We start from the raw sequence: 19,619 nt of genomic DNA, 5'->3' as shown, positions 1-19,619 counted from the left end.
CTCATGCGGATTTTGGAAAGAAAAGAGGACAAAAACAGGACCTCCGTATCCAGGGTACAGAGGTCCTTGCCAATGATAAAAACTGTCACACAAATCGGGCCGTACTGCCGTTTGGGGTGTGCTCCACCTGCAAAACAGCGGGAATGCGCTCCCGCAGCAGCTCCACATGGGAGATAACCCCTACCATCCGGCCATCATTGCGCAGGGTCAGAAGGGTATCCACAGCGCTTTCCAGCGATTCCTGATCCAAAGTACCAAAGCCTTCGTCGATAAACAAGGTCTCCAGACGGATGGCGCCGGAATACATCTGCACCACATCCGCCAATCCCAAAGCCAGGGCCAGGGACGCCTTGAATCCCTCACCGCCGGAAAGGGTGGTAACAGGGCGCTTCTGACCATTATCGTTGTCCAGCACTTCCAGATCCAAGCCTGAGCGGGCTCCGTGGGACGCCGGGTCCTCCTTGTGGAGCAGCTGATACCGTCCGTCGGTCATCCGGGCCAGATGGCGGTTGGAAACCTTGATGATGTCCTCAAAATAGGCCCCCAGAATATAGGTCTCAAAATTGATCGCCTTGGGATTGTCCCCGTTGGCGCAGCGGTAAAGCTTGGCTACCAGCCGGTATTCCTCATCGGTACGGGCACTTGTGCGGAACTCCTCCCGCAGCTGCTTCCACTGTTTGCCGCAGAGGGTCACCGACGCCTCCAAAACGGTCCACTGCTTCCGGGCCTCCTCCTCCCGGCAGCGCAGCTCCTCTTCCTGCCGGGTCAGCTCCGCCAGATCAGGACGCTGTCTGTCCTTGATTTCTTCTTTCAGGGCAGTGGTGCGGGCTTCCAGGGAGATTTTCCCCTCCCGCCAACGATTGAGCTTTGCGGTCAGCTCCCCCTCTTTTGAGCGGTCCTCCAGGGCTGCTGTATAGGCCTCCCTGGTTTTGAAGCCGCTCTCCTCCATTACATGGATCAGCTGCCGTTTTTTCTCCCCTTCCTCTGCCTTGCCGTCAGTGAGCAGCTTTTCCAGCTGTCCCACCTTGGCCGAGGCGCTTTCCACCTGACGGCTGGCTTGCTGCATCCCCTTGTTCGCCTCTTCCATCTCACGGCGGATACGCCCCTGCCGCTCTTCCAGCTCCTTTGCCTGCCGCCCGCTTTCCTCCTCAGAGATGCCCTGGGCGTTCAGCTGTCTTTCCTGTTCCTTCACAGCCGCCTGACGGGCATTCAGCGCTCCTTCCAGGGCGGCGGCCTGAGCTGTCAGTTCCTCTTTCTGCCGGGTGATGGCTGCCATGTCCCGCAGTTCCGCTCCTGGGCGGCGGGGAATGGAAGGATCATACATCCGCAGATCCGCCAGGCAGGAATCCGCCGACAATGTCAGCTGCTGCCGCTCCCGCACCAGCTTTGTTTTCAAGGTGAGAATCTGCTCATTGTTTTTATAAATCTCTTCCGGCGGAAAGGTGAGACTTTCCTCCAGCTGCTGCAGCCGCAGGTAGTTGCTCTGCACCCGCTCCCGTGCCGCGTTGAGACTGTTGTAAGCGGCGTTCATTTGCTCATGAAGATGGCGGATCTGCTCCTCTGTCACAGGCTCTCCTGTCATTGTGGCTTTGCTGGGATGCTGGAGAGACCCACAGACCGGACAGGGCACCCCCTCCCGGAGGCGTCCGGCAATCACCGCCGCCTGAGACTGGATGAACATGGTATACTGTGACTGGTAAACATCCAGTCTGGTCTGGTGCTCCATCATGCAATAGCCCATCTCATCGATGGCTTTGAGAAGCTGATCGATCTGAAAAGCTTCCCGATCTATTTTCTCAATGGCTCCCTGGGTCTGGGCCCACTCCAGCTGGCTGCCATTGGCCTTCAGCTTGCGCTGGAGGTCCTCCAGGGTCTGCTGATCCTTTTTCAGAGACGCCCGCTGCTCTTCCAGCTGTCTCAATTGCTGCCGCTGCTGCTCCAAACGGGCCAACGCCGCCACGGTCTCTTCCAGCTCCTTTTGCCGCTGGGGCGCCAGAGCCTGCTGCGCCTCCGCCAAAGCCAGCGCCTCTTTTCCCTCTTGCAGCAGACGCTTTTGCTCCTCCAGCTCCTTTTCATAGCTTTTGAGACGGACAAGAAGCTGCGCCCGCTCTTCCTCCAGTGGACGGATAATCCGGGCTTCTCCAATGGCGGTCAGACGGGCCTGCCACTTTTCAGCCTCGGGGGTCTGTTTTTCCAAAGCTTTCAGCTCTTCGGAAAGAGTTTCCAATTGGGCAAACTTGTCCCATAATGCCTTTGCCCCCGCCAGATCCAGCTTTTCCCGCCGGGCAGTCAGCTCCTCCAGCTGTTTGTGCCACTGTTTGGCCTGGGCTGTACGCTGGCTGAGCCACGGGTTCACCATCCCCTCCACTGTTTCCAGAGGAAGATGAGCCGCATTGGGTACCGCAGTCAGGGGCGTCACTCCCCCCTCCACCAAAGCATCCACCAGCCGCTGCCGCACACCCGTATGGACAGCCGCCTCCGCCTCCAGCTGCTGCTTGCGCTCCCCCAATCTCTTGGTGAAGCGCTCATACTCCCCGGTGCCGAAAATACGGCGGAACAGCTCCATTTTGGTTCTGCTGGGGGCCTCCAGCAGCTGCCGGAATTCCCCCTGGGCCAGCATGATGATCTTGCGGAACTGCTCACAGTTCATCCCCAGCAGTTCGCTGATCTTCTGGTCCACCTCAGAAAGACTTCCCAGCACCTGTCCGCCGGGAAGGGTCAGCTGAGCCCGATGCTCCGCCACACGGGTACCGGTTCCGCGGCGTTTTTCCACCACCTGCCGGGGCTGCCGCCAGACGGTATACTGCCGGTCCCCCAAAGCAAAGGTAAGCTCCACGCTGCATTCTGTGGATGAAGCGGCATTTTTGCTGCGAAAATCCTCGCTGCGCCGGGAACTGCCGCTTGCCTTGCCGTACAAAGCAAAGGTGATGGCGTCAAAAATGGTGGTCTTGCCGGCTCCGGTCCTGCCGCTGATGAGAAAGATGCCGTTTGTGACCGCTGCGGAAAAGTCGATCTCCACCCGGCCCGCAAAGGGACCGAAGGCGGTCATGGTCAGAAACAAAGGCTTCATGACTGTTCCTCCTTTTCCTGCGCTGCCTGACGTACCGCCCGCATGGCGTCCTCGGTGAGCGGTTCGCCCTGGGTCTGCTCATAAAAGGCTCTGAAAGCCTGACACAAATCCAGTTTTCGCAGCGCTTCCCCGCCTCCCAGGACTGTCTCCTTCTCCAGAGGCGAAACATATCGGATGCCCAGATAATGAGGATAGAGATTGCGGATCCGCCGGGCGGCATCCGGCTCCACACCGTCCGTCATGAGGTTGACAAAAACATAATCATCACTGACAAAGGTTCCGCCGGTAGGGGCGCACAGCTCCTCCATGGTTCCTGATACCGAACGAACCTTCCGCAAAGGGGAAAAAACAATGGGGGTGACCGTACAGTTTCCCTGGCCATCCAGCTCCACTGACAGCACCGATTTCACCTGACGTTCCTCCGAGACAGAATAGGCCAAAGGGGAGCCGCAATAGCGCATCCGTTCCGACCCCGCCCGCTGGCTGCCGTGAAGGTGGCCGAAGGCACAATATTGGAAAGGCTCAAACAGTGCGGCATCCACCAGATCAGCGGTGCCCACAGTGGTTTCCGATTCGCAGGTTTCCAGCTCTCCCACCGGATGTTCCGGGCTCAGACGGCAGAAAAAGCCGTGCGCCACCAACACATTGCGGCGTCCCGGCACCAACCGGGGAAGATTCTCTTCCATCATCAGGCGGTAGGTTTCCTGAAAGGTATGGGGGTTTTCCTGAGGAAAGAGGGTCTTTCCATCCGCCGGGGTCAGATAGGGCAGCAGCCAGAAATCCACCGGCCCCCACCGGTCCTCCAGGGTGATCCGCTCCACCTCCCGGGACGGCAGGGCGGACAGATACAGCCCGCTGTTCCGGTACAGACCCGCGCCAAAGGCAAGACGCTGGGAACCGTCATGATTACCGGCAATGGCCAGCACCGGCAGACGCAGCTGAGAAACCAAAGCGGTGAGGAAACGGTCCATCATCGCTACCGCGTCCCCAGGGGGAACACTGCGGTCATACAGATCCCCCGCAATGATCACCGCGTCATGGGGATCATTTTGAAGAAGGTCCAGCACCTGGCGGCACCAATACTCCTGATCCTCCAGGAGGCTGTATTCAAACAGAAGTTTGCCGAAGTGGAGATCGGACAGGTGGAGAAATTTCATCGGCATTACGCTCCTTTTGTCACCATGGAAAGAGAGGAATTCCCTTCCCGTCTTTGTCCATTTTACCTGATTTTTCACGAAAAGTACAGTGTGCCGGCGGATTTGCGGGAATAAAGACAGAAATGGTTGAAAAAGTTGAAAATGGAAATCTGGATCTTATTTTTTAGAGCAGCAGAGCCCATTTCAGCGAAGCGGCGCAATAAGCTCCTGCAAAATCGCAGCGATGAAAAAACGCCAAAAGAGCTCCCACAAACTTTGGCATTTTTGCCGCTGATCCCAACATTTTTTGCAGCAGGTCCTATGACAGGGCGCCGCTTTTGGTTTCATTATGACCAATGCTCCATCTTTTTTCTTTGATCTGCCTGTATCATTCAATAGTTTGAACATCCCAATCAATATTTCTCTTCTTTTGTTCGTTTTATTGATCAGAGGGCTGGTCATGGAACCGAACCAGCATCAACGAAAGGAGTTGTTATAATGAAAAAGCAGTTTGCTTTGCTTCTTGCCATTTTATTGCTGATGGGAGGGTGCCAGCAATCTTCCACCGACAGCAGCAATATTTCCGAAAGTCAAAGTGTTCCCACAGAACAGAGTCAACTGGAGGAAAGCCAACCGGAGGAAAGCAGCAGCACCTCTGCCGCCTCTGAAATGCCTGCTTTGGAGGCGGACGCCCTGACGCTGCCGGATGTTCTGGCCATTCCTGCCAAGGGTTACGGTCTGACCCTGCTGAGCCCGGCACAATACGACGCCCATCTGGATTCCGGAAAGGGCGGCCCCCGGGGATATTTGACAGGTGACTGCTTGCTGCTGGAACGGGACGGCAAAACCGCTGTGGCCAGTCCTGAGGGGAAAATCGTCACCGATTTCATTTATGACGGTAATCCCAACGGTTATTGGAACGGGGAAAATGGACAGATCGTACTGATGAAGGACGGCAAGGAAGGGGTGGTGGACTTCCGCACAGGTGAGGAAGTGATCCCCTTTGTGTATACCCGTATGATTCCCTCCTACACTATCTCTGATATCGGCGTTGCCTACACCGCTCTCAACGAAGCGGGCCAGGAGGTGTGCCTGGACTCGGCGGGCAATCTGCTCTTTACTCTGGAGGAGGGCTCAAATCTCACCTCCTTTACAAACGGCGGTTATGCTCTGTTTGATGACGGCGTACTGACCATCAGCGACGGACAGCAGCAATTTGTTTCCATCCCCTGCGACGGCTTCGATGTGGTGAGACGGGGAGAAAGTGAGACTGCGCCGGACCTCATCCGGGTCAGCATCAACGGAAAATACGCCTTGTACGACAGCACCGGCGCTTGCCTTCAGGAAGCGGTGTGGGATAAAATCGGGTACTTCTCCTACGGCTATGCCACCGGCACCAGAGATGGAAAAGTGGGCATCATAGACGCCTCCGGTAAGGTCATCGCGGAACCAGCCTGGGATGAAATCTATATCTATGAGCACTCCGCTTCGGTACGGCAGGGGGACCTCTGGGGAGCTATCACCGATCTGACTACCGGCATGGCGACCATCCAACCTCAATATCAGTTTATCACGGGCTTCGAGGCCACTGGTATCGCCTGCTGCCAGCAGGACAACAAATACGGACTGGTGGATAAGGAGAACCAGCTGGTGCTGCCCATTCAATATGATAATACCCTTTCCGCTCCGGCCTGGCTGGGCGAGGGCTATTATCTCCTTTCCACTGACGGACCCGGCTGCTACAACATTCTGGATAAGGACGGAAACGTTATCTTCTCGGGGAGCATTTGGGGGGCCGACCCCAATTATCCCATCATGGCCTCCACCAACGACGGAAAATGGGGTTATCTGGGGGGCGACGGTCAATTTGTCATCCCTGCGGAGTATGACGCTGTAGGAGACTTTATCCCAGGGAAAAATGTCGCCTTTGCCAACAAGGACGGCAAAATCCTGCTGCTGGACCGCTCCGGCAATACCGTGCTGGAGACGGTATTCAGCGATGTCATCGGCTTCTGCCCTGATACGATGGTGTGCGTTATGGAGTACACCGCCGAAGACGGGGCCAAAAAATGCTGCCTTGCCCAGATCACTCTGCCCGGATAAGACAGTTTCAGCATCCTCTTTATATTTTTCCTTACCCAAAGCGGCGCCCGGAACACAAGGCTTCCGGGCGCCGCTGAATCTATCAAAAAAGTTCGTTGCTTTTCCAGAAGATCTGATATCCACAGGCACACCATCAGTGCCCTATAAAGCCAGCAGCTACATCGCCGGTTTGGCAGCCTGGCGGATGAGATTTAAGTTTCTTCCTTCTTTGCAATGAATCGTTTTTTACAGTCTGAGCGGCCCCCGGAACCTTATGTTCAGGAGCCGCTCAAATTATTGTAAAACCTGTTTATGAGAACAAATCAACCAGGATGTGTCCCGATTTTTTATACATATCCCATCTGCCAAGAGGCAAAACAGAGAACGCCGCCGAAAACGCGCCGCACTTTTTCCAATATGCGTAATGGCCCCCTAAACACAAAGCTTCGGAGGCCACTATGTTAAAAATCATATTCAGCGGTTATTGAGCATCTTGAGAATATCAGTCAGGTCAATATCCTCAAAGTCCTTGCTGGTGTCGTTGATAATGTCATGGATGGAACGCTCAGCAGCAGGTTCTTCCTTCCGGGGAGCGCTCTGGGGCTGGGACTGAGCCTGGGCCGCAGCCGCTCTGGCAGCCGCCTGCTCCTTCTCCTGGCGGCGGTTCGCTTCCACTTCTCTGGGGCTTTCGTAAAGAGGAACGCCGCAGCCGTTGTCAAAGTTGGTGGCGATAATGGTAACCCGCAGATCGTCCTCCATGCTCTCATCGAAGGCAACACCCCAGATCAGGCGCACATTTTCGTGGGCCGCATCGGAAATGAGGGTGGAAGCGGTATTGAGGTCTTCCAGATCGATGTTGGGAGAGGTAAGGAAGTTGACAATAACGCCCTGCGCGCCGGTAATGGAAGTTTCCAGCAAGGGAGAGGTGATAGCCTGCTTGACCGCCTTTTCGGCCTTGTCGGGACCGGAGGCACGACCCACACCCATGTGGGTGAAGCCGGCGCCGGTCATGATGGAGCAAACATCGGCAAAGTCCAGGTTGACCACGCCGCGGATATTGATCAAATCGGAGATGCTCTGTACCGCCTGCATCAGCACATCATCAGCAGCTGCAAAGGCGTTGAAGAGAGTGATGGGTTCTTCAGAAATGTGGCGCAGACGCTCATTGGGAATAACCAGCAAAGCGTCCACATTGCTCTTGAGACGCTCAATGCCTTCCTCCGCCTGCTTCATGCGCACTTTGCCTTCAAAATTGAAGGGCTTGGTCACAACACCTACGGTGAGGATGCCCATTTCCTTGGCAATACGTCCTACCACAGGAGCCGCGCCGGTACCGGTACCGCCGCCCATACCGGCAGTGATAAAGAGCATTTCAGTTCCCTTGAGAAGGGCCTTAATCTCCTCCTGGCTTTCCTCCGCGGCCTTTTCGCCGATTTCCGGATTGCCGCCGGCGCCCATACCCTTGGTCACCTTGTCACCGATATGAAGCTTGTAAGTAGCCCCGGAAGAACGCAGGGCCTGTATATCTGTGTTCAGAGAGACCAGCTCCGCGCTGCTCATTCCCACACTGCACATTCTGTTAACGGCATTGCCGCCGCCGCCGCCCACGCCGACGACCTTTATGGAAACAACCTTTTCGGAAGCGGTATCCAGGTCAATATTCATCTTCAATCCCATTTTCACATTCCTCCGATAGTATGGACATCCCATGATTCCAATTATTGATATTCTACCATAGATTCCACAAAGGCGCAACACGAATTCAGGAACTTTTCCCAAAAACCTTTGACATCCTTCGACATTGGATGCGGTTTTCTGTCGCAGCTCAAATTTTTGAAAAGACAGGTCCGCATTTGGGGGGTAAAGGAGGGAATACCTCTTTTTTATGGAGCGAAAACCCAACACTTGCCCAAGATAAAGCCGTTATAAAAGCCCGCTTTTTCTGCTTTAATAATACCCCTCCAGGTAATCCTCCTGAAGCAGCGGCATGATATCCTCTTCCCGGCTGTAGGCCCGCTGATTGGTCGCCGACAGACTGACATCCACTGTACCGGAAAAGTAGTCTCCTGACTCCTCCAATACCGTCGCCGCGAATTTCAGCTTATACGGCAGCTCCAACTCGGTACCCAGCTTTATGAGAACCCGGTCCTCATACAATACCGTCAAACACAGGGGATCGCTGACGTCGATGTAACGGATGCCTTCAAATCCCGTTTGTTCCGCGGCATCCAGCACATAATGGACCATCACCATCACATCCAGTGCCTGACGGGTTTCCTCCAGCAGCGGCGGAGGGTCCAGCTTTTTCTTCTGATTGTCCCTGGCCTGCTTTTCCAGGGTATCCAAAGCCTCCTGTGTGGCCTCAAAACCCACTGGAAGCTGCGTAAAATCTGTTCCCACCACCAAAGGCAATCCCTCGGTGCTGACATCCTGGACCTGTTCCACGATCCGGTCGCTCTTGCTGAGCAGCGTATAGCGGTCCGGCGCCCCTACAACGGCCACCGCCGCCTGAGTTTCCACTACCTCCAGCTCCACACTGGTAGGAAGATAACGGTGCAGCCGCACCTGATCCACATAGGGAAAACGCTCTTTGATTCGCTGCTGCACCTTCTTGGAGTCAATTGCGAAAATATTCTGGCCGATCTGTATCCCCGAAGCGTCCACGATCTCCTGAGTGGTATAACGCACCAGACCGGAAGCGGTAATGTCGGAGATGTTAAAGAACATCAGCAGGCAGATGACCGCCGCGCAGGCCACCACCGCGGTAATAAACGCAATGGTAGCCGCCAACCGGCGCCGCTTTTTCTTTTTTTTCGGTTGTTCATACCTGGCGCGTTTCATAGGCAAGCCCTACCGTCCTGTTCTGATGATATCCCCTCCCAGGGCGGCAAGATGCTGTTCCATACACTCATAGCCCCGGTCAATATGATAAATTCCTTCCACCTGGCTTTCCCCTTCCGCCGCCATTGCCGCCAGAACGACTGCCGCGCCTCCCCGAAGATCGGTGCAGCGCAGCGGCGCTCCATGAAGGGGACCTCCGCCATTGACTACCGCCACGCGCCCCTGAACTGAGATATCACATCCCAGCTTCCGCAATTCCGGAATATGGCGGTAACGTCCGTCAAAAATGTTCTCTACAAATACCGTCGTTCCCTGAGCAACCGCGGCCACCGCCATCAAAATCGCCTGCATATCGGTGGGAAATCCCGGATAAGGAGCGGTTTTCACCATGCCCAGCTCCCGCAGACGCGGCGTGCCCCGCAGCCAGACCTTCCGCCCATTGACGTTCACCCGGCATCCGGCATTATGCAGCCAGGCCAGGGTGGACAGCAGATGAGCCGCCTCCGCTTCCTCCAGCTCCACCTCGCCATTGGTGATGGCGCCCGCGCACAGATATGTTCCTCCGGCGATCCGGTCTGGAATGACCCGATGGCTGGTCCCATGGAGCTGGGATACTCCCCTGATGCAGATAGTGCCGTCAATGTCAGCGGAAATATCTCCGCCACAGCCTTTGAGAAAGGCGATCAGGTCTCCGATCTCCGGCTCCCGGGCAGCTCCCCGCAGTATCGTTTCCCCTTTTGCGGCAGCGGCGGCAATGAGGATATTCTCCGTTGCCCCCACACTGGGGAAGGACAGGGTAATGTCAGCGCCATGAAGGCCCTGAGGGGCGCTGCAGCGCAGTGCTCCGCAATCCTCATGGATCTCCGCCCCCATCTGCCGCAGGGCGGACAGATGAAGATCAATGGGACGGCTGCCCAGCTCACATCCCCCCGGCAACGTCACCTGAGCACAGCCAAACCGGGAGATCATTGCCCCCAAAAAGACAATGGAGGAGCGCATCGCCCCCATCAGCCGGTCCGGAATGACGCAGCTGCCTCCCACGGTCTGGGTGGTGATGATGCGGTCCTCCTCCCGTCTGGCGTCACAGCCCAAGTGGCGGAGGATATCCAGCGCCACCTCCACATCGGTGAGGCAGGGACAGTTGGCGATCACGGAATCGCCGCAGATGGTGGCGGCAGCCAGGATGGGCAGGGTGGCATTCTTGGCTCCGTGGAGCCGCACCGTCCCCTCCAGCCTTCTGCCCCCGTTGATTATGTAGTGAGACATCCTCCTGCATCCTTTCGGATTGGACTCGGCGGAAAATACCGCCGGCAGGAGTATCCTATGCCTCTGAGGGAAATCTGGTGCCGCCTCTTACCGGCCCATCAGCTCCAAAACCTCCCCGGCAATCCGCTCCGCCGCGTCGGTGACAGCCATCTTTTTGGCGTTTTCACCCAGTGTGCGGGTCAGCTGCCGGTCGCTGAGCAGCTGACGCACCAGCTCTGTCAGGCTCTCACCAGTCAGGTCCTTTTCCTCCAGCACTCTGGCGGCATTATGCTCCACCAAAACCATAGCGTTGTGATACTGATGGTTTTCCGCCACATTGGGGGATGGAATCAGGATGGAAGCCCGTCCAGCCGCCTGAAGCTCACTGAGGGTGCTGGCGCCCGCCCGGCAGATCACCAGATCCGCAGCAGCCAGACAGGCGGGCATATCGTCAATATATTCCCGGATGTCGAAATTGGGATTATTTTTATATTCCACCTTCCGCTCCTCCAGCAGACGGGGCAGCAGCTCCACTCCGTACTGTCCGGTGGCGTGGATATGATGGATGCTTCCCAGCGGCGCGTGCCATGCCATGACGTCCGCCACCGCCTCATTGACCCGCTGGGCTCCCAGACTGCCGCCGAAGGACAGCAGACAGAACTGATCTTCCTTCACTCCCAGGGCTTTTCGGGACGCCGCCCGGTCCGCTGTAAGGATTTCCGGACGCACAGGATTGCCTACCACCTCATAGGTGCCGTTTGGGTCCAGATGCTTTTTCGCCGCTTCCACCGCCAGCAGCACCTTGGTTACGTGCTTCGACAGCAGCTTGGTGGTCACCCCGGGAAAAGCGTTCTGCTCATGAGTCAGGGTGGGGATGCCCAAATGGGAAGCCGCCAGCAGCAGCGGTCCGCTGACATAACCGCCGGTACCCATCACCACATCCGGCTCAAACTCCCGCAGGACCTTTCGGGCTCTTCCCTCCGCCGTCATCAGCAGCAGCACCGATTTAACGTTTCGGTAAATATTGTAGGGGGTCAGCTTCCGCTGGATGCCCATGGAGCGAAAAGGAACAAACTCAAAGCCCGCTTTGGGCACCAGCCGGGCTTCCATACCATCGGGATTGCCTGCAAAACGGATCTGGATCTCCGGGTGCTGCCGCCGGATGATGGTGGCCACGGACAGAGCCGGGTTAATATGGCCCGCGGTGCCGCCGCAGGCGAAGAGGATTTTTTTCATGAGGATACTACTCCTTCTCCAGCGCCGTCTGGCGCGATATCGACAAAATAATGCCCATCTGGGCCAGCAGCATCATTAACGACGTGCCTCCATAAGAGAAAAAGGGAAGGCTGATGCCAGTGTTGGGGATGCTGTTGGTGACCACCGCCACATTCAGCACCGCCTGAAGCCCCACCTGGGCGGTAAGACCGGTGGCAAGCATGGTGCCGAAGCGATCCCTGGCTTTGACAGCGATCATCAACCCCCGCCATACCAGCAGAGCAAAGAAAAGAATCACCAGCACTGCCCCCACAAAGCCCAGCTCCTCGCAAACTACCGCGAAAACGAAGTCATTCTGCGGCTCCGGCAGGAACAGATATTTCTGACGGGAATTGCCGATGCCCGCTCCCAGCAATCCGCCGGAACCGATAGCATACAGGGACTGCACCGTCTGAAATCCCGCCCCCTGAGGGTCCAGAAAGGGATCCAGCCAAATTTCGATCCGGTACATGGCCCGGTCACGGATCGCGGGGATCATCATGGCCACACCTGCCAGGGCTCCGCCGCCCAAGGCCGCCAGGCCGAACCATTTGAGGCTGGCTCCTCCCACGAAGATCATCACCGCTCCCAGCAGCACTACCAGAACGGTGGCAGACAGATGTGGCTCCGGCATAATCAGACCCGCCAGCAGTACCAGAATCACACCGAAGGGAAGAATACCATAGCGGAAGGTTTTCATCTTGTCGTAATTGATGGAAATCATGTGAGCAAACACCAGTACCAGAGAAAATTTCGCGATCTCTGAGGGCTGGAAGCTCTGGCTGCCGATCCAGATCCACCGGTGGGCATCGTTGACAGAGGGCTGGGTAAACACCAAAATCAGCAGCACCACCGATACCGCCAAAGACAGCCAGGCGAACCGATGCCAGATATGATAATCCCAGGAAGCAAAGAAGGCCATGGCGCCCAAGCCCATAATGGCGAAAATCAATTGACGGGTGATGTAATGGAAACTGTTGCCATCATAATAATAGGCATAAGCATAGCTGGCGGAAAACATCATCACCAGTCCAAACACCAGCAGCACCAGCACAAACAGCAGAAAGGTCAGATCCACACCGCCCTTGGCGTATTGCGGGCGTTTTTTGTCGCCAAACAGCAGGGACAAGGGGCGTCACCTCCTTTACGAAATCCAGAATCCGGCAGCAGTTTACAGCAGCCGCACCGCCCAAATAGCCAGCACAGAAGCCACCGCTGTCACCAGCGTGAAGGCTACCACGATCTGTACCTCGCTGTAGCCGCATAGCTCAAAATGATGGTGGATGGGGCTCATTTTGAAGATGCGTTTGCCGTGGGTAAGCTTGAAATAGGTCATCTGGATGACCACCGAAGCGGCCTCCACCACATAAATCAGTCCGATAAGGACGATGTAGACCGGCAGACCGGTGCCGAAGGCCAGGGCGATGATCAATCCCCCCAGGAACAGAGAGCCTGTATCCCCCATGAACACCTTGGCGGGGTAAAAGTTCCAGATGAGAAAGCCCAGGCAGCCGCCGGCCATAGCCGCCGCCATAATGCCCATCTCCCACATCTGAAGGATGGAGGTGATGATCATATAGGCGATGCCCACCACAAAGGTGACCGACGACAGCAGCCCATCCAGACCGTCGGTGAAATTGACGGCATTAGACAAGGCGAGAATAGCGAAAAGGGCAAAGGGATAATAAAGAATCCCAATATCAATACTGCCCAGAAAAGGAAAGGTCAATACAGTGGAGCGGCTGCCGCTGATGTAAAGGAGCAGCAGATAGATGATACCAAACATGGTTTGCAGCAGCAGCTTCTGCCGGGGGGTAAGGCCCTCGTTGTGCTTGCGGATGATTTTGATATAGTCATCCGCAAAGCCGATAAGACCAAAGGCGATGGCCAGCATCAGACCGTACAGCAGCCGTGCCTTGATCATGGGGCTGTCGGGGCGCTCCCCCAGGGGGGAATTGAAACGCAGCAGCATATAGCTGACCACCACCGACACAGTGACGCCAATAATAAACATCAGTCCGCCCATGGTGGGGGTACCCTGCTTATTTTTGTGCCATTTGGGACCAATATCCAGAATAGTCTGCCCGAATTTCAGCTTGCGCAGGATCGGCAGCAGCCAGATCCCTGAAATGGCGGTGATACCAAAAGAAATGACCACCGCGGAAATGATCCATAATCCATCCATCGTTGTACATCCATTTCCGCCGCCGAAGCGGCTGTGTCGTTATTTGGCGGCCTGTTCCTCCAGGCCCTGATAAAACAGCTCGATCGTCTCTTCCAGACGCATGGAATGGCTCGCTTTGAACCAGATCAGATCCCCTGGCCCAGCAGCCTGAAGCAGCGCCTGAGCCAGCGCCTCCCGGTCCGGCAGGATGCGGATCTCCTCCAGCCCACCATCCCGGGCCCCGGCAGCATACTCCTCTGCCTGATCTCCAAAGAGGAACAGGGCGTCCACCCCGTCTTCTGCCGCCCGGCGGCCGCAGTCCCGATGTCCCTGCACCGTCTGACTGCCCAGCTCCAGCATATCGGACAGCACCGCGATCCGCCGTCCCCGACAGGGGAAGTCCTTCATGGCGTCCAGCGCCGCCTTCACCGAATCGGGGCTGGCATTGTAGCAGTCCTCCACCACGGTCAGACCGCCTTTTTCCACCACATGCTGGCGCATTCCTGATGGAACATAATGCTCCAGCGCCGCCACCGCTTCCTCCGGAGTCATTCCCAGCTCCACACCAATGCCGAAAGCGGCCAGGGCGTTGAGGACCAGATGCTTTCCCGCTCCGGGAACCTGGGCGGGATATTCCCTGCCCTGCCAACGGATGAGGAAGGTGGTCCGGGTGGGGGTGCTTTCCTGTATCATACCACCAATGGCACAGTCCTTTTTGTCGAGACCATAGAAAATCACCCGCAGACGGGGAATCTTTACCCCTGAGAGCAGGTCATTGTCCCTACAGAGAAACAGAGGCGCGCCATCGGGCAGACAATCCGCCAGCTCCAGCTTTGCTTTGAGGATATTTTCCCGGGTGCCCAGCTGCTCCAGGTGAGAAACGCCGATGTTGGTGATCACGCCCACATCCGGCTTTGCCGCCTGAGCCAAAGCCCGGATCTCCCCAAAACCGCACATTCCCATTTCCACCACCGCTGCCTGGGTGTCCGCGCCGATGGAAAGCAGGGTCCTGGGGGCGCCGATCTCATTGTTCTGGTTGCCGATGGTTTTGATGGTGCGAAATCTGGCCGACAGCACCGCTGCGATCATATCCTTGGTGGTGGTTTTGCCCACACTGCCGGTCACCCCCACCACCTTGGGGGAAAATTTGCTCCGATACCAAGCCGCCAGCGTAAGCATGGCCTCCACAGTGTTTGGCACCAGCAGTGTTTTTTCCGGCGGATAATCCCCCGGACGCTCCACCAGAGCGCAGGTGGCTCCCTGAGCAAGAGCCTTGCTCACAAAATCATGACCATCCACCCGTTCTCCGGGAATGGCCACAAACAGGCTCCCCGGCGCCGCCTCACGGGAATCAGTGCAAAGGCTGCTGACCTCTGCCGTCCCTGTCCAGGCGGTACCCAAGGCCCGGGCAATATCGCTGACACTACACTTCTCCACAATCACAAACCGCCTTGTCGTTTATTTTTCCGGCATTTCCGCCAGCAGCTGCTCCACCAAAACCTTTTCATCAAAATAAATGGTCTCGTCATGGAGCACCTGATAGTCCTCATGACCCTTTCCCGCCAGCAGCAGGATATCTCCCGGCTGGATATGCTCCAGCGCCCAAATCAGCGCCGTATATCGGTCAGGAATAATTATATAGGGTGTGTCACATTTGTCAAATCCAGGCTTTGCGTCCTCTATGATCTGGATGGGGTCCTCATCCCGGGGATTGTCGGAGGTGAGGACGATAAAATCCGAATACCGGGCGGCGCACCGCACCATATCGGGGCGCTTGGTCCGGTCCCGGTTGCCGGCGCAGCCGAACAGCGTCATGATCCGTCCGGTGGCAAACTCCCGCAGAGTGCTGGTGATCTTCTCCAGGCCATCGGGGGTATGGGCATAATCCCGTATCACCGTGAAATTCCGCCCGGTGGGGATCACTTCCGCACGGCCGGTAACGCCGGTGCAGGCAGCCAACCCTTTTGCCACATCCTCCGGGGCAAAGCCCAGCTCCACAGCGGTCACCGCTGCCGCCATAGCGTTGGAGACGGAAAAACGTCCCGGCATGGGGATGGATACCCGCAGAGACAATCCTCCTTTATTGGTGAAAAGAAACCGGCTTCCATCCGCTCCGAAGGTGATCTCCCTGGCAGCGTAATCAGCCTCATCCCCTTCCAGGGACCAGGTGACACATCCGGCCCCCAGGCTCTCTTTCAGCCTGCGTCCATAGGGGTCATCCCCGTTGACCACAGCCCTTTTGGCCAGCCCGAACAGCTTTGCCTTGGCCTGGAAGTAGTTTTCCATCGTTCCATGATAATCCAGGTGGTCCTGGGTGAGGTTGGTAAAGATGCCAGCCTCAAAGGAGCAGCCATCCAGGCGATGCTGGTCCAGGGCGTGGGAGGAGGTTTCCATCACCACATATTCACAGCCCGCTTCCACCATTCTGGCAAGCATGGCATGGAGCTGATAGGGGTCGGGAGTGGTGTATTTGGCAGGCAAGACCATATCCAGGATCTCATTATGGATGGTGCCCAGCAATCCTGTTTTTTTGCCGCAGGCAGTGAGAATGCTTTTGAGCAGATAGGTCACGGTGGTTTTGCCATTGGTACCGGTGACGCCGATGAGCTTCAGCCGCCGGGAGGGATGACCGAAATGGGCGGCACACAGCAAAGCGTAGGCGCTGCGGGTGTTTTCTACCACAATCTGCTTTTCAAGGCCCAGATCCCGCTCTGTCACCACAGCGGCGGCTCCCTCCGCAAGCGCCTGAGGAGCAGCGGTATGACCGTCGAATTTTCCCCCTTTGATGCAGACAAAGATGCAGCCGGGACGGATCTGACGGGAATCACTGGTGAGGGCGGTAATCTCTGTCTGCTGCGGATGCTGCAGATTTGTACGATAGGATAGATCCAAAAGATACTGATCCAGGGTCATAAGGCCCACGCTCCTTTCCTCCCCGGCAGCGGCCATGGGAGTTTCACTGTCAGTAAATATTTTGCATGGAGGAATTGGCAAAGTCCACGGTGATCACTGTTCCCCGGGGTACTTTGGTACCGCCGGCGATATCCTGTTTTGCGGCCACGGCGTACTGGTTTTCCACTCCCACTCCCGTGACCCGGATGTTCAGCCCGGCATTGAGGATCATTTGATTTGCCGCCAGACCGCTCTTGCCCCGAACGTCGGGAACCACCACCTGCTCGGACTGGGAAGCCTCGTCGGTAAAGAGCATCACCGTACTGCCGGGAGGAACCTTGGTACCGGCCTCAGGGACCTGAGCCACCACTGTACCGCCCGCACCCAGAATTTCACTGTTCAGCCCCTTTTGAGTCAGGGCACTCTGGGCAGCGTGAGGGCCTTTGCCCACCTGATTATCCAGATAAACGTCTGCCTGCTCCAATTCCCGCTCGTTGTAGACCTTCTCTACACCCAGATAAGGCAGCACCTCAGAGAAGATGGAGCCCACAATGGGGGCGGCGATGGTGGAACCGTAAGCATTGGCGCTGTCCAGGTCCGGCTCATCCAGCAGCACCAGGCAGGCGTACTGGGGATCGTCCATGGGCGCCACACCGGTGAAGGAAAGGATGTAGCGCATCTCACCGGTCTGGTTGTAAAGGTCGATTTTTTCAGAAGTACCGGTCTTGCCGCCGATGCGGTAGCCGGGGATGTAGGCGTTGCGGCCGGAACCGTTGACCACGACGCTTTCCAGCATTTTGGCCACCTCGGCGGAGGTCTCCTCAGAGATGACCTGGCGCTTCATCTGGGGCTCAATGTTCTCCACCACGTTTCCCTGGCTGTCCAGCACCTGTTTGACCAGGTAGGGCTGGTAGAGATAGCCGCCGTTGACCGCCGCGGACACCGCGGTGATCAGCTGGATGGGAGTGACCTTGAAGGTCTGACCGAAGGAACAGCTGGTCAGAGAGTTTTCGTAATCCAGGGGATTGGCCAAAGCTTCCTCACTGTGGTAGATGCTCCCCGCCTCACCGGGCAAAGAAATACCGGTAGGCTGGGTCAGGCCAAAGCTGGCGAAATATTGGTAGAAATTGTGGGCGCCCAGCGCCTGACCGATCATCATGAAGGCAGGGTTGCAGGAATTCTCCACCGCCTGGGTCAGGGTTTGATCCCCATGCCCCGCTGTCTTCCAGCAGCTTTTGCGGATGCTGCCCACCATATGGTAGCCGGGGCAATAGAAATGATCCTCCGGCTCCACCGAACCAGTCTCCAGCGCTGAGGACAGGGTGATGATCTTGAAAACCGAACCAGGCTCGTTGGGCTCGGAAATACATTTGTTGTTCCACTGCTCCGTCTGGGCTTCAAAGAGCCGCTGCTGGTATTCCTCAGAATCCTGGTCCATGGCATCCAGCTCCGCTTTGGTAGCGGCATCGGCGATTTCATTTGGATTGTTTGGATCGAAATCCGGCATGGTCACCATACCCAAAATCGCCCCGGTATTGACGTCCATAAAGATCGCGGCAGCCCGGTTGCGGACCCCGTGCTCAATGACCGCGGTGCGCAGATGCCGCTCCATCACTGACTGGACCGTTTGATCAATGGTCAGCACAATGCTGTTGCCATCCTGGGGCTGGTACATATCCTGGTATTGGAACGACATATCGTTGCCCCAGGCGTTTTTGGCGGATACCACCCGCCCGGGAGTTCCGCTGAGGGTGTTGTTGTAGTAAGCCTCCAGGCCGTAAGCGCCCTGGTTTTCACCATTGACAAAGCCCAGCACCGTAGAAGCCAAAGAACCGTAAGGATAATACCTCTTGGTATCCTCCTCCAGGGAAACGCCCTTGATGCCGTTTTTGCTGGCGAATTCGATGACCTGATCGGCCACCTCCTTATCCACCTTCCGCTTGACCACCTGGTAATAGTTCTTTTTGTTCTTGGCCTTTTCAATAATAAACTCCCGGTCCACACCCAGGATCTCGCTCATACCATCGGCCAGCACCTCCGCTTCCGCGTCGGTGATGTCGGCGGGAGAAAAGAGGACTGTCCATACAGTGGCGGATACCGCCAGCTTATTCATATTGGTGTCGTAAATGGCTCCCCGGTTGGCGTTGATGGAGGTGGTGCGCAGCTGCTGGGCCACCGCCCGCTGCTGATAAAAATCACCGTTGACCAACTGAATCTGATACAGATTCCGTATCACCCATCCAAAGCCCACCACTGTCAGCAGCACTCCCACCACGATCAGCCGAAAACGTGTGCTGTTTCCTGACAGTTTGAACATCATTCCATCACTCTCCTTGCTGCCGGGGGCCGAAAAAACCTCCGAATAAAAACTAAGAGCTAAGGAATCTTGTTCGCTTACCTCTTAGTTTGTTGTTCTATATTTATTTTAACCAATGTGCAGGTATTCCAGCAATCCACCAAGGGTTTGCATCAGAATGTAAACCGGGGTATTGTCCGGTGTGTTTTCTGTGCGCTCCACGCTGTCTTCCACTCCCAGGTTCACATAGGTGATCTGATAGCTCTCCACCGGCCCCATAGCCAGGTTGGAGGAAGCATACTGCTGTACATCAGAAAGGGATGTGGTTCCCTCCAGCTTGGACTGAAGGCGGAGGGTTTCCTCCTGAAGCTCCGCCAGCTGAGCGTTATAAGTTTCTAACTGGTCTCCCAGCTCGATCATCATAACGTTGTTGCAGATACTCAGAGAAACCAGCGCCACCACCAGCACCGCGCATACAAACAGGCGCAGCTTGTTGACGGTGGGCTTCATCTCCTTGCCGGAACGGACCGTCAGTTCCGGCTGTACTTCCCGCTGCTCTTCTTCATAACGGGACAAATCGTAATCCTTGGCTGTGCTGGTTGTCCCGGCCAAATATTTGGGCGCCGCACTGTTTCGCAT

Annotated in this window: 14 protein-coding genes; 2 read left to right on the top strand and 12 right to left on the bottom strand. The window is 56.5% G+C overall.

Annotation, left to right across the window (positions count from 1 at the left end; genetic code table 11):
- Nucleotides 1-85: 85 nt before the first annotated feature.
- Together BQ5383_RS12500 and BQ5383_RS12495 are read right to left on the bottom strand one after the other, a co-directional pair.
- On the bottom strand, nucleotides 86-3,070 hold the full coding sequence (locus BQ5383_RS12500) for an AAA family ATPase (RefSeq protein ID WP_071432470.1): 2,985 nt from the start codon (nucleotides 3,068-3,070) through the stop codon (nucleotides 86-88).
- Entirely contained in the window at nucleotides 3,067-4,227 is a 1,161-nt protein-coding gene (locus BQ5383_RS12495; protein WP_071432468.1) for an exonuclease SbcCD subunit D, read from the bottom strand. The genes BQ5383_RS12500 and BQ5383_RS12495 overlap by 4 nt, the downstream gene beginning before the upstream one ends.
- Nucleotides 4,228-4,353: 126 nt before the next feature.
- Here BQ5383_RS12495 and BQ5383_RS20810 point away from each other — a divergent pair, with 126 nt between their 5' ends.
- Nucleotides 4,354-4,584, top strand: coding sequence for a hypothetical protein (locus tag BQ5383_RS20810; RefSeq protein WP_139193422.1), 231 nt, complete (start codon nucleotides 4,354-4,356; stop codon nucleotides 4,582-4,584).
- A 120-nt stretch (nucleotides 4,585-4,704) separates the two neighbouring features.
- Entirely contained in the window at nucleotides 4,705-6,309 is a 1,605-nt protein-coding gene (locus tag BQ5383_RS12485) for a WG repeat-containing protein (RefSeq protein ID WP_071432465.1), read from the top strand.
- A gap of 453 nt (nucleotides 6,310-6,762) precedes the next feature.
- Here BQ5383_RS12485 and ftsZ read toward each other — a convergent pair whose 3' ends face one another.
- From ftsZ to BQ5383_RS12435, 10 genes are all read right to left on the bottom strand, one after another.
- Nucleotides 6,763-7,965, bottom strand: a complete 1,203-nt coding sequence (ftsZ, locus tag BQ5383_RS12480) for a cell division protein FtsZ (protein ID WP_139193421.1) — start codon at nucleotides 7,963-7,965, stop codon at nucleotides 6,763-6,765.
- Nucleotides 7,966-8,235: 270 nt separating this feature from the next.
- Entirely contained in the window at nucleotides 8,236-9,129 is an 894-nt protein-coding gene (locus tag BQ5383_RS12475) for a cell division protein FtsQ/DivIB (RefSeq protein ID WP_071432463.1), read from the bottom strand.
- Nucleotides 9,130-9,138: 9 nt separating this feature from the next.
- A complete protein-coding gene (murA, locus tag BQ5383_RS12470) occupies nucleotides 9,139-10,395 on the bottom strand; it encodes a UDP-N-acetylglucosamine 1-carboxyvinyltransferase (protein WP_071432461.1) in 1,257 nt (418 codons plus the stop codon).
- 87 nt (nucleotides 10,396-10,482) lie between these two features.
- Nucleotides 10,483-11,610 carry an undecaprenyldiphospho-muramoylpentapeptide beta-N-acetylglucosaminyltransferase gene (gene murG, locus BQ5383_RS12465; RefSeq protein WP_071432459.1) on the bottom strand — a complete coding sequence of 376 codons (1,128 nt, stop codon included), beginning with the start codon at nucleotides 11,608-11,610 and terminating at the stop codon, nucleotides 10,483-10,485.
- A gap of 7 nt (nucleotides 11,611-11,617) precedes the next feature.
- The gene (gene ftsW / locus BQ5383_RS12460) at nucleotides 11,618-12,757 is read right to left on the bottom strand and encodes a putative lipid II flippase FtsW (protein WP_235821979.1); all 1,140 of its coding nucleotides are present in this window, start codon (nucleotides 12,755-12,757) and stop codon (nucleotides 11,618-11,620) included.
- A 42-nt stretch (nucleotides 12,758-12,799) separates the two neighbouring features.
- A complete protein-coding gene (mraY, locus tag BQ5383_RS12455; protein WP_071432457.1) occupies nucleotides 12,800-13,813 on the bottom strand; it encodes a phospho-N-acetylmuramoyl-pentapeptide-transferase in 1,014 nt (337 codons plus the stop codon).
- Between the two features lie 39 nt (nucleotides 13,814-13,852).
- Nucleotides 13,853-15,229 (bottom strand): UDP-N-acetylmuramoyl-tripeptide--D-alanyl-D-alanine ligase, encoded by a 1,377-nt coding sequence (locus tag BQ5383_RS12450; RefSeq protein ID WP_076944479.1) that lies wholly within the window; start codon nucleotides 15,227-15,229, stop codon nucleotides 13,853-13,855.
- 21 nt (nucleotides 15,230-15,250) lie between these two features.
- Entirely contained in the window at nucleotides 15,251-16,705 is a 1,455-nt protein-coding gene (locus tag BQ5383_RS12445; RefSeq protein WP_071432455.1) for a UDP-N-acetylmuramoyl-L-alanyl-D-glutamate--2,6-diaminopimelate ligase, read from the bottom strand.
- Nucleotides 16,706-16,754: 49 nt separating this feature from the next.
- Entirely contained in the window at nucleotides 16,755-19,004 is a 2,250-nt protein-coding gene (locus BQ5383_RS12440) for a penicillin-binding transpeptidase domain-containing protein (protein ID WP_071432453.1), read from the bottom strand.
- Between the two features lie 105 nt (nucleotides 19,005-19,109).
- Complete coding sequence (locus BQ5383_RS12435) at nucleotides 19,110-19,619, bottom strand: hypothetical protein (protein ID WP_071432451.1); 510 nt, start codon at nucleotides 19,617-19,619, stop codon at nucleotides 19,110-19,112.

This window comes from Angelakisella massiliensis, assembly GCF_900104675.1.
In the GTDB taxonomy this organism is placed as follows: domain Bacteria; phylum Bacillota; class Clostridia; order Oscillospirales; family Ruminococcaceae; genus Angelakisella; species Angelakisella massiliensis.
Note: the sequence above shows the minus strand (reverse complement) of the source record. Positions and strands in the feature narration are given on the sequence as shown.

Bases quoted from the DNA above. Each gene is read 5' to 3' on its own strand.
- BQ5383_RS12500 (WP_071432470.1), bottom strand. From the start codon at position 3,070: ATGAAGCCTTTGTTTCTGACCATGACCGCCTTCGGTCCCTTTGCGGGC.
- BQ5383_RS12495 (WP_071432468.1), bottom strand. From the start codon at position 4,227: ATGAAATTTCTCCACCTGTCCGATCTCCACTTCGGCAAACTTCTGTTT.
- BQ5383_RS12485 (WP_071432465.1), top strand. From the start codon at position 4,705: ATGAAAAAGCAGTTTGCTTTGCTTCTTGCCATTTTATTGCTGATGGGA.
- ftsZ (WP_139193421.1), bottom strand. From the start codon at position 7,965: ATGGGATTGAAGATGAATATTGACCTGGATACCGCTTCCGAAAAGGTT.
- BQ5383_RS12475 (WP_071432463.1), bottom strand. From the start codon at position 9,129: ATGAAACGCGCCAGGTATGAACAACCGAAAAAAAAGAAAAAGCGGCGC.
- murA (WP_071432461.1), bottom strand. From the start codon at position 10,395: ATGTCTCACTACATAATCAACGGGGGCAGAAGGCTGGAGGGGACGGTG.
- murG (WP_071432459.1), bottom strand. From the start codon at position 11,610: ATGAAAAAAATCCTCTTCGCCTGCGGCGGCACCGCGGGCCATATTAAC.
- mraY (WP_071432457.1), bottom strand. From the start codon at position 13,813: ATGGATGGATTATGGATCATTTCCGCGGTGGTCATTTCTTTTGGTATC.
- BQ5383_RS12445 (WP_071432455.1), bottom strand. From the start codon at position 16,705: ATGACCCTGGATCAGTATCTTTTGGATCTATCCTATCGTACAAATCTG.
- BQ5383_RS12440 (WP_071432453.1), bottom strand. From the start codon at position 19,004: ATGATGTTCAAACTGTCAGGAAACAGCACACGTTTTCGGCTGATCGTG.
- BQ5383_RS12435 (WP_071432451.1), bottom strand. From the start codon at position 19,619: ATGCGAAACAGTGCGGCGCCCAAATATTTGGCCGGGACAACCAGCACA.